16 protein-coding genes are annotated in these 14361 nt (G+C 70.0%); 4 read left to right on the forward strand and 12 right to left on the reverse strand.

Annotated features, from left to right (window positions below; all coding sequences use genetic code 11):
* Positions 1 to 108: 108 nt before the first annotated feature.
* From ABE505_RS10035 to purB, 4 genes are all read right to left on the reverse strand, one after another.
* Entirely contained in the window at positions 109 to 1014 is a 906-nt protein-coding gene (locus tag ABE505_RS10035; protein WP_346444318.1) for a GNAT family N-acetyltransferase, read from the reverse strand.
* A 2-nt stretch (positions 1015 to 1016) separates the two neighbouring features.
* Positions 1017 to 2222, reverse strand: coding sequence for a cupin domain-containing protein (locus ABE505_RS10040; RefSeq protein ID WP_346444319.1), 1206 nt, complete (start codon positions 2220 to 2222; stop codon positions 1017 to 1019).
* 115 nt (positions 2223 to 2337) lie between these two features.
* Entirely contained in the window at positions 2338 to 2862 is a 525-nt protein-coding gene (locus ABE505_RS10045) for a DUF3060 domain-containing protein (RefSeq protein ID WP_346444321.1), read from the reverse strand.
* A 93-nt stretch (positions 2863 to 2955) separates the two neighbouring features.
* On the reverse strand, positions 2956 to 4338 hold the full coding sequence (purB, locus tag ABE505_RS10050; protein ID WP_346444322.1) for an adenylosuccinate lyase: 1383 nt from the start codon (positions 4336 to 4338) through the stop codon (positions 2956 to 2958).
* 126 nt (positions 4339 to 4464) lie between these two features.
* Here purB and ABE505_RS10055 point away from each other — a divergent pair, with 126 nt between their 5' ends.
* Positions 4465 to 5880: a class II fumarate hydratase gene (locus tag ABE505_RS10055; protein ID WP_346444323.1), complete on the forward strand. Its 1416-nt coding sequence runs from the start codon at positions 4465 to 4467 to the stop codon at positions 5878 to 5880.
* A 140-nt stretch (positions 5881 to 6020) separates the two neighbouring features.
* Here ABE505_RS10055 and ABE505_RS10060 read toward each other — a convergent pair whose 3' ends face one another.
* The 8 genes from ABE505_RS10060 to ABE505_RS10095 all read right to left on the reverse strand — a co-directional run bounded on the left by ABE505_RS10060 (position 6021) and on the right by ABE505_RS10095 (position 11753).
* Positions 6021 to 6695 carry a hypothetical protein gene (locus tag ABE505_RS10060; protein ID WP_346444324.1) on the reverse strand — a complete coding sequence of 225 codons (675 nt, stop codon included), beginning with the start codon at positions 6693 to 6695 and terminating at the stop codon, positions 6021 to 6023.
* 42 nt (positions 6696 to 6737) lie between these two features.
* Positions 6738 to 7478 (reverse strand): hypothetical protein, encoded by a 741-nt coding sequence (locus ABE505_RS10065; protein WP_346444325.1) that lies wholly within the window; start codon positions 7476 to 7478, stop codon positions 6738 to 6740.
* A gap of 34 nt (positions 7479 to 7512) precedes the next feature.
* On the reverse strand, positions 7513 to 8364 hold the full coding sequence (locus ABE505_RS10070) for a DUF4097 family beta strand repeat-containing protein (RefSeq protein ID WP_346444326.1): 852 nt from the start codon (positions 8362 to 8364) through the stop codon (positions 7513 to 7515).
* A 106-nt stretch (positions 8365 to 8470) separates the two neighbouring features.
* Positions 8471 to 9256, reverse strand: coding sequence for a hypothetical protein (locus tag ABE505_RS10075; RefSeq protein WP_346444327.1), 786 nt, complete (start codon positions 9254 to 9256; stop codon positions 8471 to 8473).
* Complete coding sequence (locus ABE505_RS10080) at positions 9181 to 10230, reverse strand: hypothetical protein (RefSeq protein ID WP_346444328.1); 1050 nt, start codon at positions 10228 to 10230, stop codon at positions 9181 to 9183. Before ABE505_RS10080 ends, ABE505_RS10075 begins: the two co-directional genes overlap by 76 nt.
* On the reverse strand, positions 10227 to 11102 hold the full coding sequence (locus ABE505_RS10085) for an ABC transporter ATP-binding protein (RefSeq protein ID WP_346444329.1): 876 nt from the start codon (positions 11100 to 11102) through the stop codon (positions 10227 to 10229). The genes ABE505_RS10080 and ABE505_RS10085 overlap by 4 nt, the downstream gene beginning before the upstream one ends.
* Positions 11099 to 11470: a GntR family transcriptional regulator gene (locus ABE505_RS10090; protein ID WP_346444331.1), complete on the reverse strand. Its 372-nt coding sequence runs from the start codon at positions 11468 to 11470 to the stop codon at positions 11099 to 11101. Before ABE505_RS10090 ends, ABE505_RS10085 begins: the two co-directional genes overlap by 4 nt.
* A gap of 1 nt (position 11471) precedes the next feature.
* A complete protein-coding gene (locus ABE505_RS10095; protein WP_346444332.1) occupies positions 11472 to 11753 on the reverse strand; it encodes a hypothetical protein in 282 nt (93 codons plus the stop codon).
* A gap of 133 nt (positions 11754 to 11886) precedes the next feature.
* Here ABE505_RS10095 and ABE505_RS10100 point away from each other — a divergent pair, with 133 nt between their 5' ends.
* The 3 genes from ABE505_RS10100 to ABE505_RS10110 all read left to right on the forward strand — a co-directional run bounded on the left by ABE505_RS10100 (position 11887) and on the right by ABE505_RS10110 (position 14340).
* The gene (locus ABE505_RS10100; protein WP_346444333.1) at positions 11887 to 12477 is read left to right on the forward strand and encodes a glutathione peroxidase; all 591 of its coding nucleotides are present in this window, start codon (positions 11887 to 11889) and stop codon (positions 12475 to 12477) included.
* A 97-nt stretch (positions 12478 to 12574) separates the two neighbouring features.
* Positions 12575 to 13489, forward strand: coding sequence for an FKBP-type peptidyl-prolyl cis-trans isomerase (locus ABE505_RS10105; RefSeq protein WP_346444335.1), 915 nt, complete (start codon positions 12575 to 12577; stop codon positions 13487 to 13489).
* Between the two features lie 80 nt (positions 13490 to 13569).
* Positions 13570 to 14340 carry an FKBP-type peptidyl-prolyl cis-trans isomerase gene (locus tag ABE505_RS10110; protein WP_346444337.1) on the forward strand — a complete coding sequence of 257 codons (771 nt, stop codon included), beginning with the start codon at positions 13570 to 13572 and terminating at the stop codon, positions 14338 to 14340.
* Positions 14341 to 14361: the final 21 nt, after the last annotated feature.

Here is a 14361-nt window from a genome sequence, read left to right on the forward strand (position 1 = left end):
CGTGTCCTCCGCTGCGATGCACCCCGCGCGGCCGCATGCGCTGGCCTCGTGCCGCGGTCGAAGGCGTCTGCGCACCCCGTGCGCCGAGGCTGGTGCCGGGCGTGGCGGTCAAAGGCCGAGCGCGCGCAGCTCGGTCGCCGGACGTGAACGCTCCCACACCGTCTCGAACGCCTGCACCAGTCGGCGCGCCCGGCCAGGCAGCGTGGTCGCCGCTTCCCCCTCGATTCGGTGCGCGAGCGGTCGGACGACGAAGCCGCCGACGTCGTTGACGAGCACGGCGCCGGCGAAGCCGCGGTCGGCTGCGGTGTCGACCTCGCGGATCGCGAACGCGCTCGGCAACCGCTGCGCCAGCGCCACCAGGGGCGGCGGGCCGGTCCGCAGCGCGGCCGCGTCCTGCAGCAGAATGCGTGCGCCGCCGCCGCGCCCGGCGGTCGCAAACCGCTGCAGCGCGCGCAGGACCTCGGGATGATCGTAGAGGCCGGGGTCGAGGTCGTGGCTGCGCAGCCACAGGCCGCGGCGGGCGGACAGGATCACCGTCGTGCTGGCCGCGACCGCAGTCTCCAGGTCCTCCACTGCGAAAGCGGCCTGCGCATGCCGATGCATCGCACGATGCACGATGCCCGCTTCGACGACCTGCGGCCCCTCCGCGACGAAACCGTGGCGTGCATACAGGTTCATCGCGTGCAACTGGGCGTGCAGATGGGTGTGGGGCAGGCCGTCGGCCTGCGCCAGGTCGAGCAAGGCCCGCAGCAGCGCATCGCCGATGCCCCGGCCGCGCCGGTCGGCGCGCACCGCCAGCCGGCCGATCCGGCCGTCCGGCGCCAGGCGGCCGGTGCCGACCGCCGTGCCGTCGGTGTCGACCGCCAGCACGTGCCGGCACTGCGCATCGAGCGCATCGCGCTCCAGCGCGGCCGGCACGCCCTGTTCTTGCACGAAGACCTGCTCGCGCAGGGCCTGCGCGGCGGCCATGTCGGCGTCGTTCGCGATCGGAAAGACCCGGAGCGACGCCGGCACGCTCACGCGTCCTCGGGACGGGCCAGCGTGTAGTGGCCCTGTTCGAGCAGGGCGTAGACCGCGGCGCGTCCCGCTGGCGACAGCGCCGCGTGGTCGGCGGCGTCGATGCGGGCAGCGGCGGCCAGGCGCTGGGCGTCGCGGATCGACAGCGCGAACGCGCTGCCCGAGACGAACAGCCGTGCGCCGCGTGCCGCGCGGCGCCAGGCGGCGCGCGAGAACGGATTGCGCAGCAACACCGCCCGACCGCTGGTGAGCAGTGCATCGACCTCTTCCGGCGGAGGCGGCGTTTCGCCCGCGACCACCTGGTGGGCATTGCGGTACCCGGTCATGAAGCGGCCGAACCAGTCGCCCAGGCGGTCGGGGTCGTTCATGCGGATGGCGTTGAGCGCCTCGACCACGCGGCCCATCGTCGCCGCGTCGATCTCGTTGGGGTCCTTGGGCGGCGTGAGCGTCTCGTCGTGGTAGCGCACCGCGTCGTCGGCCTCGGCGGCCAGCGTGTCGATGTAGTCGCCCATCAGTTCGGCGGCTGACGGCGCCCGCATGCCCACCGACAGCGTCAGGCACGCATCTTCGGCCACGCCGTGATGCGGCACCATCGGTGGCAGATAGAGCATGTCGCCGGGACCGAGCACCCAGTCGTGGGTCGGCGTGAACTCGCGCAGCAACTTCAACTCGACATCGTCGCGGAAGTCCTGCGACGGCAGACCGTGGCCGAGCGAATGCGAGGCGTCGATCATCCAGCGGCGATGGCCCAGGCCCTGCAGCAGGAACACGTCGTAGTGATCGACGTGCGCGCCGACCGAGCCGCCGGTCGCAGCGAAACTGACCATGATGTCGTCGATGCGCCAGCGCGGCAGGAACGAGAAGTGCGGCAGCAGCGCGGCGACGTCGGCGTCCCACTTGTCCACGTCCTGGACCAGCAGCGTCCAGTCCCGGTCGCCCAGGCCCGGGAAGATGGCCTCGTCGAACGGGCCGGTCTCGACCTGCCAGCCATCGTTGGCGCGGTCGTGGCGGATCAATCGCGACAGTGCCAGTTCCTCGCAGGCCAGGCCGGCGAGGTCCTCGGGCTGCAGCGGGGATTGGAAGCCGGGAAAGGCGTTGCGGATGAGCAGCGGCCGCTTGTGCCAGTAGTCGCGCAGGAAGCGGGCAGGGGGCATGCCGAGCGGGCCGTGGCGGCCGGCATCGATCTCGAAGGGGAGGGCTTTCATGCGCGCAAGCGTACGTGATCGGCCGGGGGCGCGCATTGCGTGCGCGCATGGACGCGGCGGGCGCTTTCGGGCAGCCGGCGCCTCGTCCGAGGCGGGCCTGCGCTGCGCGCTGGGGCTACAGCACGCGGTTGTCGTGGCCGTCGTCGTGCACGTCGGGCGTGTTGCTCGGGTTGACCGTATTGCTGGCGCCCTCGAACTCGACCGACGCGACATTGCGCGCGAGCACGGTGTTGCGGTCGCCGCCGATCTGCACGTTGCCGGCCTCGGTGAGGTTGAGGGTGTTGTCGCTGCCGGTCACCACGACGTCGCCGACGCGGCGATTGAGGACGGTGACATGGTCGCCGTCGACCCGGAGCGAGGCCGCATGGTCGACGTTGATCGCGCCTCGCGAGGCGGTCACCACGACCTCACCGCAGGCCCCGTCGAGCACGAGATGAAAGTCGTCGCGCGTCACCTGCACATCCTGCCCGGCGCACATGGCGCCGCTGGCCGGATCGCGCAACGCACCCGAGGCGGTCGGCGGTGCCTCCTCGCGGGGCCTGGACGTCGCATCGTCGGCAGGCCCGCCGCAGGCGACCAAGCTCGCGGCGACGACGTGCAGCGCGAGGACGGTGACCGAGCGGGACACGGAGCGGCGCATGGGCAAGCCTGGGCAAGGGCTGGATGACCGCAGCCTGCGCTGCGGTGCGTGCAGGCGGCGTCGCGCCAACCGGCGCGCGCCGTATGCGGGAGGTCAGATCGCGCGGGCCAACTGCTCGGCCAGCCCGGTGTAGGCCCCGGGCGTCAGCGCGCGCAACCGCGCCTTGTCGGCCTCCGGCAGGTCGAGGCCGTCGACGAAGGCGCGCATGGACTCGGCGGTGATGCCCTGGCCGCGGGTCAGCGCCTTGAGCTGCTCGTAGGGGTTGGGCAGCCCATGGCGACGCATGACGGTCTGCACGGCCTCGGCCAGCACTTCCCAGGCCGCATCCAGGTCCTGCGCCAGACGCTCGGGATTGGCGCTGAGCTTGCCCAGTCCGCGCAGCAGCGCGTCGAGCGCGATCTGGGTATGGCCGAACGCCGTGCCCAAGGCGCGCAGCACGGTGGAGTCGGTGAGGTCGCGCTGCCAGCGGCTGATCGGCAGCTTGGCGGCGAAATGCTCGAACAACGCATTGGCGATGCCGAAATTGCCCTCGGCATTCTCGAAGTCGATCGGGTTGACCTTGTGCGGCATCGTCGAGCTGCCGATCTCGCCGTCCTTGAGTGCCTGCTTGAAGTAGCCCAGCGAGATGTAGCCCCACACGTCGCGGCACAGATCGATGCCGATGGTGCCCATGCGGCGGGTGGCGTCGGCGATCTCGGCGACGCAGTCGTGCGGCTCGATCTGGGTGGTGTAGGGGTTGAACTCGATGCCCAGGGACTCGACGAAGCGGCGCGAGAACGCCGGCCAGTCGATATCCGGATACGCGGCGATGTGGGCGTTGTAGTTGCCGACCGCGCCGTTGATCTTGCCGGTCAGCGGCACCGCCGCGAGCTGCTCGCCCTGGCGCTGCAGCCGCGCGACGACGTTCGCAAGCTCCTTGCCGACGGTCGTGGGCGACGCGGTCTGGCCGTGGGTGCGCGAGAGCAACGGCAACGCCGCATGGGTGTGCGCCATCTCGCGCAGCGTCGCAATCAGCCGGTCGAGCGTGGGCAGCAGCACATGCTGGCGCGCCTTGCTGAGCATCAGCGCATACGAGAGGTTGTTGATGTCCTCGCTGGTGCAGGCGAAATGCACGAACTCCAGCGCCGGCGCGAGTGCGGCATCGTCCTTGAGCCGCTCCTTGATGAAGTATTCGACCGCCTTGACGTCGTGGTTGGTGGTGCGCTCGATCTCCTTCACGCGCGCGGCGTCGGCGACCGAGAAGTCTTCGGCCAGCGCCTGCAGCGTCGCACGCGCGGCCGCGTCGAACGCCGGCAATTCCGCGATGCCCGGCTCGTCGCCCAGCGCGATCAGCCACTCGATCTCCACGCGCACGCGCGCCCGGATCAGGCCGTACTCGGAGAAGATCGGCCGCAGCGCATCGACCTTGCCGGCATAGCGGCCATCGAGCGGAGACAGGGCGAGCAGGGCGGCGTCGGCGGTGCGGGAGTCGGTCATTGGACGGGAGCGCGGCGGGCGAAGCGGTCATTTTAGCCTGCATGGCGCTCGCGTATCCTTCCCAGGACCATCCCATCCGCCAGCGACCACGCCAGCCGGACCCTTTTCCTCCAAGGAGCCGAACGAATGAGCACGTCAGCGAACGCCCCGGCGTTCCGGATCGAACACGACAGCATGGGCGACCTGCAGGTCCCCGCCGATGCCCTGTGGGGCGCCCAGACCCAGCGCGCGGTGCAGAACTTCCCGGTCTCCGGCCGGCCGATGCCGCGCGGCTTCATCCGCGCGCTGGGCCTGATCAAGGCCGCGGCTGCCGACGTCAATACCGGCCTGGACCTGCTGCCGGGCCGGCTGGGCAAGGCGATCCGCGCCGCTGCGCTCGAGGTCGCCGACGGGGCGCACGACGCGCACTTCCCGATCGATGTCTACCAGACCGGTTCTGGCACGTCGTCGAACATGAACGCCAACGAGGTCATCGCGACGCTGGCCTCGCGGGCCGGCCGACCGGTGCACCCCAACGACCACGTCAACCTCGGCCAGAGTTCCAACGACGTCGTGCCGACCGCGATCCGCGTCTCGGCGCAACTGGCGGTGGTCGAGGACCTGCAGCCGGCGCTCAAGCACCTGCGGCGCACGATCGAGCGCCGCGCCAAGTCGCTGCAGAAGGTGGTCAAGACCGGGCGCACGCATCTGATGGATGCGATGCCGCTGACCTTCGGCCAGGAGTTCGGGGCCTGGGCCTCGCAGCTGGCCTCCGCCCAGGCGCGGCTGGAGGACACGCTCAAGCGTCTGCGCCGGCTGCCGATCGGCGGCACCGCGATCGGTACCGGCATCAATGCCCATCCGCAGTTCGGCCGCAAGGTTGCGCGCGCGCTCTCGACCCTGACCCGGACCCGGTTCGAATCGGCCGACGACAAGTTCGAGGGCATCGCGGCCCAGGACGATGCGGTCGAACTGTCGGGCCAGTTCAATGCGCTGGCGGTCGCGCTGATCAAGATCGCCAACGACCTGCGCTGGATGAACTCCGGCCCGCTCGGCGGCCTGGGCGAGATCGAGCTGCCGGCGCTGCAGCCGGGCAGCTCGATCATGCCCGGCAAGGTCAATCCGGTGATTCCCGAGGCGACGGTCATGGCGGCCGCCCAGGTCATCGGCCACCACACCGCGATCACGGTCGCCGGGCAGACCGGCAACTTCCAGCTCAACGTCGCGCTGCCGCTGATCGCAGCCAACTTGCTCGATTCGATCCAGTTGCTCGCCAACGTGTCGCGGCTGCTGGCCGACCAGGCGATCGCCGGCCTCAAGGTCCGCCGCGACAACGTCGACGCCGCGCTGGCGCGCAACCCGATCCTGGTCACCGCGCTCAACCCGATCATCGGCTACGAGAAGGCCGCCGCGATCGCCAAGCGCGCCTACAACGAGGAGCGACCGGTGCTGGATGTCGCGCTGGAGGACAGCGGACTGTCGGCCGCCGATCTGCGCGCGCTGCTCGATCCGGCCGCGTTGACCCGGGGTGGCATCCACGAGGGTGCGGGCGGCGGCGGATAGTCCGGCACAGGCGGCAATCATTCCCCCGTAGGAGGCGATCACCTCCCCCCGCAGCGCGGGGGGGGGGGCGATGCGTGCAGCGCGTCGGGTGGGGGCACGGGCTTGTCGCAGCGACGCGCCTTCCGATGGGGCCGTTCGCGTTACCTGGGGGTGTCGTTGCGCCCCAGGCACGCGGTGCAGGCCGCTTCGCTGAAACGGCCCTCGCAGAGGCCGCGCACCTGCGCCGGCGGCAGGCCGCCGGGCACTTCCTCGGCGGGGCCGCCGCGAAACAGCGTGCAGGTCGGTGCCGACAACGCGGCGACTTCCGGCAGTTGCACCTGCACGCGGCCATCGACCGACTGGCTCAGGCGCGCGCCGTCGGCATCCGCGCGCAGATCCAGCATTCGGCCGCCGTGCCAGATCTGCAGTGCGGCGGCTCCGTCGGGGCCGGCGACGAACAGCGCACTCTGGCGTTCTCGGCCGTCGAGGGTCAGGCCGACGTTGTCGCCGTCGTCCCAGGTCACGTAGCCGCCGCGTTCCTGGCCGCTGCGGTCGTAGAGCATGACGCCGGCCGCGGCGCTGCCGCGATCGACGCGTTTGCCGTCGATCACCGCATCGGGCAAATCGCCGGAGACGCGCACGCGCTCGACGCCTGCCAGATCGACGACGACCAGTTCGCGTAGCCGCAAGCGGTCCGGAAGCTCGGTTGTCGATGACCGCAGCCAGAGGGCGATGCAGGCAATCGCCAGCAGCAGGCAGACGGCACCCAGCCCGAACACGGCGAGACGATGGCGGCGCTCGATCGCATCGAGGCGGTGGTGGATATCGGGATGCATGGGACGCGCCTTCCTTGGATCGGCTCGGTGACCCGAACCGGGCTACGGTGTCGTCTCGCCCGCTGCGGCCTCCACCGCCGCGCCCTTGTGTTCGGCGACATCCTCGCGGCAATCGTCGATGTCGGCGGCAGTCATCGTGGCGTAGGGTTGGAACGCCGGCAGGGCGCTCGCCAGCGTCTGCTGGGATTGGAGCAACGGCGGCAGCAGATCGCACAGCTTGCGCGCCTCGGCCTCGATGCGCGCGCCTTCTGCCTCCATGCGCGCCTCGAAGACATCGGACTTGCCCGACAGCACGCTGGTGATGGCGCCCTTGGCGGCGTCCGCACCGAGCCGCGCCCCCTGCATGCCGATCGCGATGCCGGCATCGGCGATCGCCAGGATATGTCCACGGTGCGCCAGCAGCAGTTCGCGCTGGGCCGCGTCGATGGCCGAAGGCTTGCCTGCGATCAACAGGTCGCCCGCCGGGCTGATCTCGGCCCTGGGCAGGTGCGCGGTCCGCCCGTCCTTGTCGCCGACGCGGACCCCGTTGATATCGACGCCCCCGCTGCCCTTGCCGCCGATGGCGATGTTGCCCTCGGCCAGTTCGGCACGGGCCGCGTGGAGCGCGCGACGCGTGGTGCGTGCAACGAAGCCATCGTCGGCCGCGGCTGCGGTGGTCTCGTCGGTCGCAGGCGCAGTCGCGGTCGCATCGATCGCGGGATCGCGGCTGCAGCCCGGAAGTGCGGCGGTGCAGGCGAGCAGCAGCGCCAAGGAAAGCGTGTTCGAGCGAAGAAAACGAGGCATGGACCCGCTCCTGGAATGGATGAGGGCGAAAGCGTCAGCGCTTGCGCGGGAGATCGACGGTGCCACGCACTTCGCGCACCAGGACGTCGCCGCTGCCCTTCGACGAGACGATCAGGTCGCCAGCGACGCGTTGCGCATCCAGGTCGCCCGAGCCGATCGAATCGACGCGCACGCTGCCCGACGCGTCGCGGATCTCGACATCGCCCGAGCCGATGCTGCCGATGCGGATATCGCCGCCGACACGGTGCAGTTCGAGATCGCCGGAGCCGACGCTGCCGACCTCGACGTCGTGGCGGATCGCTTGCGCGCTCACGTCGCCCGAGCCCACCGACAGCAGTTTCAGCTCGCCCGCGTCCTCGACCACGATGTCGCCCGAGCTGGTCTTGACCGTCGCGCGGCCGGCGATCCGCCGCAGTTCGGCGTCGCCCGAGCCGACATCCGCGCTGGCCGCTGCGACCCCGGTCACCCAGGCCTCGCCCGAACCGGCGATGACCTGCACCAGCACATCGGCGGGCACCTGGCCGGACACATCGAGGTAGGCATAGCGGGGGCCGAACAAGCCGCCCGTGGGCGCGCGCCCCAGCTTCACCGTCAGCACTTCGCCGGCGCGGCTGACATCGACCGTCAACGACGCCAGCGCCGAGGAACTCGATGCGCAGGCGCGGCCGCGCAGGTGCGCGTCTGGCTGTGCGGCGCCCTCGACGCGCAAGGTGTGATGACCGATCTCGAAACGGACGATGCGGACCCCCTCGAAGTCCATCGCCGCTTCGCGTGGTTCGCTGTGGCGGCACTGCGGCGCATCGTCGGCCTGTGCGCCCAGCGGCGCGGCGAGCATGGACGCAATGAAGGCGAAGGCGGAGGCGCGGGAACCGGAAGGCGATTTCATCATCAAGAGTCCTGTGGTTGGCCCGGGCCGGTGCTCGGGTGATGGTGCGGGCGATGGGATGGACGGGGACGTTGCGACGTGCGCCGAGGCGTCGCCCAGGGACGGGTCAGCGCGATGCGAAGCTGCGCCGCACCTCGTCGCGGCAGGAGTCGGCATCGCGGGCCTCCAGCCGTGCATAGGGACGGAACGCGGGTAGATCCGCCGCCAACTGCTGCTGGGCGACATGCAGCGCCGGCATGCGCGCGCAGATCTGCAGTGCGCCGGGTTCCACGATCTGGCGTACGTTCCGCTCGATGCGGCGCTCCAGACTGCCGGTCAGGGCGCTGAACACGAGCCCGAACGTGCCGCGTTCCACGGCGTCCACAGCCGCCAGCGCCGCGACCTCGCCCATGTCGATGCCGGTGCGTGCGATCTCGATGACCAGGCCGCGGTAGGCCAGCAGTTGCTGACGTTGGTGGGCGTCGATGGCCACGGCGCGGTCATCGATGAGGAAGTCGCCGCGCGGCGTGATCGCGGCGCGCGGCAGCTTGGCGTCGCGATCGCGCTTGCGGCGCCCGTCGCGATCGAACCGCAGGCTGTCGCGGACATCAAGGTCCTCGGTCTCCAGCTCGGTGCGGGCCTTGGCGAGATCGGCCCTGATCTCCTGTCGCGCGTCGGCGAGCTCGCGACGCACCTCGTCGCGGACGCTGTCCTGCGGTGGGGCGGACCACGCGGCCGGCGACAGGCCCAGAGCGAACACGGCGAGCGCGGAAAAGGCGGCGGACTTCATGGATGGATGCTCCTTGCGGTCGTCAAATGGGATGCCCAAGGGTGTGGTCAGCCTTCCTCGCGCCAGCGGCGCAACCGGATCGCCAGCGCGATCATCAAGGCGCCGGCCACGATGCCGACCCACATCGAGGGCGTGGTGAAGTTCGCGTAGACCCCGGTCACGCTGAGCAGGTTGCTGATCTGGTCGCCGCTGGCCGCGGCGTGCTGCAGATACGACAGGTCCGCGCCGGTCAGCGGCACGGTGCCCAGCAGCAGCCGCGCGATCACGTTGTTCCACAGCCAGTGACGGTCCAGGCCCACCAACTGCAGCAGCCCGGTCATCGACGCGGCCGCGCCGATGGCCAGCGGCAGCAGCACCGCCCACAGGAACGGCTTGCTGCGCGCCCAGGCCGAGCACAGCAGCAGCCAACCGATGGTCGGCAGCGCCCATGCGGCGTAGACCGGGATCGCGGCGACCAACTGCGCGGCGAGCAGAAAGGCCATGCCGTTGCCCCACAGCAGCGGCAGCGGATTGGCGCCGTGCGCGGCGGCGGCCACGCTCAGCGCCGTCAGGAACAGCAACATGACGACGATGGCGATCGCGGTCGAGATTGCCGGGATCACGAAGGCGGCGGTGACGACCTTCGACAGCACGGTCGCGGTGTCCGACACCGGCAGCGACTTCCAGAACAGCACGCTGCGGTCGCGACGGTCGTCGTAGAGCGCGCCCAGGCAATAGAAGAACGCGACGAAGATCATCACCATGTACGGCCAGGCCGCCGACATCAGCAGGGTGGCATAGAGACCGTCGGCGAGTTCGCGCAGGTCGTCGCCGCTGAGCTGGCTGGCCAGTGCGCTCAGGTCCAGCCCATTGATGGTGACGCCTTCGTACTCGATCCGCGAGCCGCTGGCGATCTGGCGGCGTGCGACGAAGATCATCGTGATCAGCAGGCCCACCGACAGCAGCAGCGACAGGCTGCCTGCGATCAGCGGCGCCCACAGCATGCCGCCGCGGTGCTCCCAGTATTCGCGGCGCAGCAGTAGCCCGAACCGGTGGGTGGCATGGGGCGGCGTGCGCGCAGGTGCGGGCGCGGCGACGGTCTCGATGGTGGCATTCATGCGTAGGCTCCCTTCATCGTGGCCACGAACAGATCCGCCAGACCGGGCGTGCGGGTCTCGCCATACGCCGCCAGCGCGGCAGCGGGCACGTTGTCGAACAGCATCACGGTCTTGCCGAACGGCAGGGACCGCTCGTCGATCGGGCGATGGGCGCGGGCGGCTTCGAGCTGGTCGGCCTCGACCAGGACCTCGACGAAGCGCTCGGCGACATCGTCCATCGGTGCGTCGAGCACGATCCGGCCGTCGCGGATGAACAGCACGTCGGTGAGGATGTGTTCGATCTCCTCGACCTGGTGGGTGGTGACGACGATGGTCTTCTGTTCGTCGAAGTAGTCCTCCAACAGGCGCTGGTAGAACTGCTTGCGGTAGAGGATGTCCAGGCCGAGCGTGGGCTCGTCGAGCACCAGCAGCCGAGCGTCGATCGCCATCACCAGCGCCAGATGCAGCTGCACGATCATGCCTTTGGACATTTCGCGCACGCGCTGTTTGGGGCGCAGTTTGGTATTGGCCAGGAAGCGCTCGCAGCGCGCGCGATCAAAGCGCGGGTGCACGCCCTCGACGAAGTCGATCGCGTCGCGGACCCGCATCCAGCGCGGCAGCACCGCGACATCGGCGATGAAGCACACATCGTTCATCAGCGCATCGCGCTCGCGGCGCGGGTCGCGGCCCAACACCGACAGGTCGCCATCGCAACGGATCAGGCCGAGGATCGCCTTGAGCGCGGTGGTCTTGCCGGCCCCGTTGGGGCCGATCAGTCCGACGATGCGTCCGGCGGGGATCTGGAAACTGGCGCCGGCGAGCGCGCGCGTGCCCTTGTAGGTCTTGTCGAGGTTGCGCGCGGAGATGACGGGGGCGTCGAGCACGGCGTTCATGCATTGGCTCCATGGCCGATGGATTGCAGCAGGTCCTGGGCCGACAGCCCCAGGCGTTCGATCCGTTCCACGACCAGCGGCCATTCTTCGTGCAGGAAGCGCTCGCGCTCGCTGGTGCGCAGCTTGCGGGAGGCTTCTTCGGTCACGAACATGCCCAGGCCGCGGCGCTTCTCGACCAGCGCCTCGTCGGCCAGTTCCTGGTAGGCGCGCGAGACGGTGATCGGGTTGAGCTGGTATTCGGCGGCGACCTGGCGTACCGAGGGCAGCGCGTCGCCGGGCTTGAGCACCCCGTCGAGCATCATCGCGATCACCCGCTCCTTGAGCTGTCGGTAGATCGGGGCGCCGTCGCTCCATTCGATGTTGGCCATGTCAGCCCCTCCCGCCGGTGCCCCGGGCGAATGAGAAGTAGGGCATCGCGATCGCGCTGCGGCCACGCCGGCTGCGGCTGCGCGGGGCAGCGTCCTGCGGTTCGGCATCGCCGATGGCGACGTCGCGGGCGGCGGCCGTGGTCGCGACGTTCAGTCCGCCTGCCGCCGAAGCGGTGGCGTCGCGGCCGGCCGACAGCGAGGGGGCAGCGGCCAGCAACACGGCGCACAGGGCCGCAGCGGAAACGCCACATGCGATGATCGGGGTCTGGAGCCTGCGGGTCATGGGACCGTCCTGCTCTGGTGGGTAGGTGTTGTAGGCAACTATAACACCACGGCAGGGGGTGTCAATGCCTCGCGAGGCGGACGTCCACCCAACTGATGGCATACGAAGGCCGGTGCCTTCACGGGAGTGCGCGATGCGAAGAATCCACCTGTCCATGATCCTGGCGACCTGTGCGGCGGGCCTGCTGGCCGCGTCACTGGCGATTGCGCAGTCGGCGCCGGGAGGCTCCGACCTGCTCGGCCACAGCTTTCGTCCGCTGGCCGGCCGCGAGCCGGTCGATCTGCGACGGACCTACGGCGGCGACGTGCTGCTGATCGTCAACACCGCCAGCAAGTGCGGCTTCACGCCGCAGTTCGAGGCCCTCGAGGGCCTGCATGCGCGTTATCGCGGGCAGGGCTTTGCGGTGCTTGGATTTCCGTCGGGCGATTTCAAGGAACAGGAGTTCGAGGACGAGCAGGCAATCCAGGACTTCTGCACGCTGACCTACGGGGTGAAGTTCCCGATGTTCCAGAAAGTGCACGTGGTCGGTCCGGACGCGGCGCCGCTGTACCGCCAACTGGCGGCGGCGACCGGGCAGGCGCCGCAGTGGAATTTCCACAAGTATCTGGTCGGGCGCGATGGCCGGGTGCTGGCGCAATGGGGCAGCCGGACCAAGCCCGACGACCCGCAGATCGTCGCTGCCATCGAGCGCGCGCTGCAGGCACCGCGACCGGCTGCGCGCTGAAGCGCATCTGAGTCGTCGCAGGTCGAGATTGCCCCGCGCCGCGCTGGCCGCGACAATAATCGGCTGCATCGCCCTGACCGGGCAGGAGAACCAACGGATGTCCAATCTGATGCGCGCCGGGGTCGTGGCGCTGCTCATCGCCGTCGGTGCCCAGGCCGGCGCCGCCGAGCCGGCCGCCGATCGCACCCAGACCAGTTATGTGGTCGGCCTGGATGTCGGCCGCTCGCTGGGCCAGGTGGGCGCGGACCTGGACATGCGCGTTTTCGAGCAGGCGCTCGCGAGCGCGCTCGACGGCAAGCCGCCGTCGCTGCCGCCCGAGGAGACCCGACAGCTTGGCGTGGCGCTGGCCCAGCGCATCGCGGCGCGCAGCGGTCGTCCGGTGCCGGGCCTGCCGCCGGGCAGCGAGCCGCCCGCGATCGACACGACCAAGGTCAGCCAGATGGTGGCGGTGGATATCGCCCGATCGCTCGCGCCGCTCAAGGACGAGATCGAGGTCGCACCGCTGGTGCGTGCGGTCGCCGACTCGATCGCAGGCCGGCCGCCGACGCTCGACGAGGCGCGGATCGCGCAGATCCGCGAGGCGATGGCGGGCCGGACCCAGGCACGCGCCGCCAATGCCGCCGAGGCCAATCGCCGCGCCGGCGCGGCGTTCATGGCCGGCAATCGCGGCAAGCCCGGGGTGTTCGCCACCGCGTCGGGGATCCAGTACAGCGTCGAGCGGCAAGGGCAGGGGCCGCGCCCGCGTGCGGGCGATCGCGTCCGCGTGCATTACCGCGGCACGCTGCTCGACGGCACCGAGTTCGACAGTTCCTACGGACGCGGCGCGCCTGCGGTGTTCGGCCTGGACCAGGTCATCGCCGGTTGGACCGAGGGCCTGCAACTGATGCCGGTCGGCGGCAAGTACCGGTTCTGGATCCCGGGCGACCTGGCCTACGGGCCGAAGGGCAGCCCGCCCAACATTCCCGCCAACGCCACACTGGTGTTCGACGTCGAGCTGATCGACATTCTCTGATCGCGTTTCCATTCCCGCGGCGTTTCGCTGCCGCTTTCGCACGCTCAATTCCGCAATCCTTTTTCCCGGAGTCCTTCAAGATGAAGACCACATCGCGTATCGCCCTCGTCGGCCTGGTGGCCGTGCTGCCGCTGGCGATGATCGCCTGCAAGCCGATCGACAAGGAGACCGGCAAGCCGGTCCAGGGCGCCGCCGACGCCAGCGGCGAGGCCGCCAGCAGCACCGAGATCGCCGGGCTCAAGACCGAGCGCGAACAGGTGAGCTACATCATCGGCAACCAGATGGGCGAGTCGCTCAAGCAGGTCAAGGACGAGATCGACCTCAAGACCCTGCAGCGCGCAATCGCCGAGACGCTCGACGACAAGGCCATCGAGATCACCGACGAGCAGGCGATGAAGGTGATGCAGTCCTTCGGTGAGCGCATGCAGGCCAAGCAGCTTGCCGAGATGCAGGAGAAGGCGAAGACCAACGCCGCCGAGGCCGAGAAGTTCTTCGCCGAGAACGCCAAGCGAGAAGGCGTGCAGACCACGGCGTCGGGCCTGCAGTACCGCGTCGTTACCCAGGGCACCGGCGCCAAGCCCGGTCCCGAAGACACCGTGCGCGTGCACTACAAGGGCACGCTGCTCAACGGCGAGACCTTCGACAGCTCCTACGACCGTGGTGAGCCGGCGCAGTTCGCGCTCAACCAGGTGGTCCCGGGTTGGCAGGAAGGCCTGCAGCTGATGCCGGTCGGCAGCAAGTACGAACTGTGGATCCCGGCCAAGCTCGGCTACGGCGAGATGGGCTCGGGTCCGATCGGTCCGAACCAGGCGCTGACCTTCGAGGTCGAGCTGCAGGACATCGTCAAGTGATCCACGCACCGTCGCGGCGCG

The sequence above is a fragment of the Luteimonas sp. TWI382 genome, assembly GCF_039674545.1.
Taxonomy (GTDB): domain Bacteria; phylum Pseudomonadota; class Gammaproteobacteria; order Xanthomonadales; family Xanthomonadaceae; genus Luteimonas.

Excerpts from the sequence above, each read along its gene's own strand:
- ABE505_RS10040 (WP_346444319.1), bottom strand. The coding sequence starts at position 2,222 with ATGAAAGCCCTCCCCTTCGAGATCGATGCCGGCCGCCACGGCCCGCTC.
- ABE505_RS10045 (WP_346444321.1), bottom strand. The coding sequence starts at position 2,862 with ATGCGCCGCTCCGTGTCCCGCTCGGTCACCGTCCTCGCGCTGCACGTC.
- purB (WP_346444322.1), bottom strand. The coding sequence starts at position 4,338 with ATGACCGACTCCCGCACCGCCGACGCCGCCCTGCTCGCCCTGTCTCCG.
- ABE505_RS10055 (WP_346444323.1), top strand. The coding sequence starts at position 4,465 with ATGAGCACGTCAGCGAACGCCCCGGCGTTCCGGATCGAACACGACAGC.
- ABE505_RS10060 (WP_346444324.1), bottom strand. The coding sequence starts at position 6,695 with ATGCATCCCGATATCCACCACCGCCTCGATGCGATCGAGCGCCGCCAT.
- ABE505_RS10065 (WP_346444325.1), bottom strand. The coding sequence starts at position 7,478 with ATGCCTCGTTTTCTTCGCTCGAACACGCTTTCCTTGGCGCTGCTGCTC.
- ABE505_RS10070 (WP_346444326.1), bottom strand. The coding sequence starts at position 8,364 with ATGAAATCGCCTTCCGGTTCCCGCGCCTCCGCCTTCGCCTTCATTGCG.
- ABE505_RS10080 (WP_346444328.1), bottom strand. The coding sequence starts at position 10,230 with ATGAATGCCACCATCGAGACCGTCGCCGCGCCCGCACCTGCGCGCACG.
- ABE505_RS10085 (WP_346444329.1), bottom strand. The coding sequence starts at position 11,102 with ATGAACGCCGTGCTCGACGCCCCCGTCATCTCCGCGCGCAACCTCGAC.
- ABE505_RS10090 (WP_346444331.1), bottom strand. The coding sequence starts at position 11,470 with ATGGCCAACATCGAATGGAGCGACGGCGCCCCGATCTACCGACAGCTC.
- ABE505_RS10095 (WP_346444332.1), bottom strand. The coding sequence starts at position 11,753 with ATGACCCGCAGGCTCCAGACCCCGATCATCGCATGTGGCGTTTCCGCT.
- ABE505_RS10100 (WP_346444333.1), top strand. The coding sequence starts at position 11,887 with ATGCGAAGAATCCACCTGTCCATGATCCTGGCGACCTGTGCGGCGGGC.
- ABE505_RS10105 (WP_346444335.1), top strand. The coding sequence starts at position 12,575 with ATGTCCAATCTGATGCGCGCCGGGGTCGTGGCGCTGCTCATCGCCGTC.
- ABE505_RS10110 (WP_346444337.1), top strand. The coding sequence starts at position 13,570 with ATGAAGACCACATCGCGTATCGCCCTCGTCGGCCTGGTGGCCGTGCTG.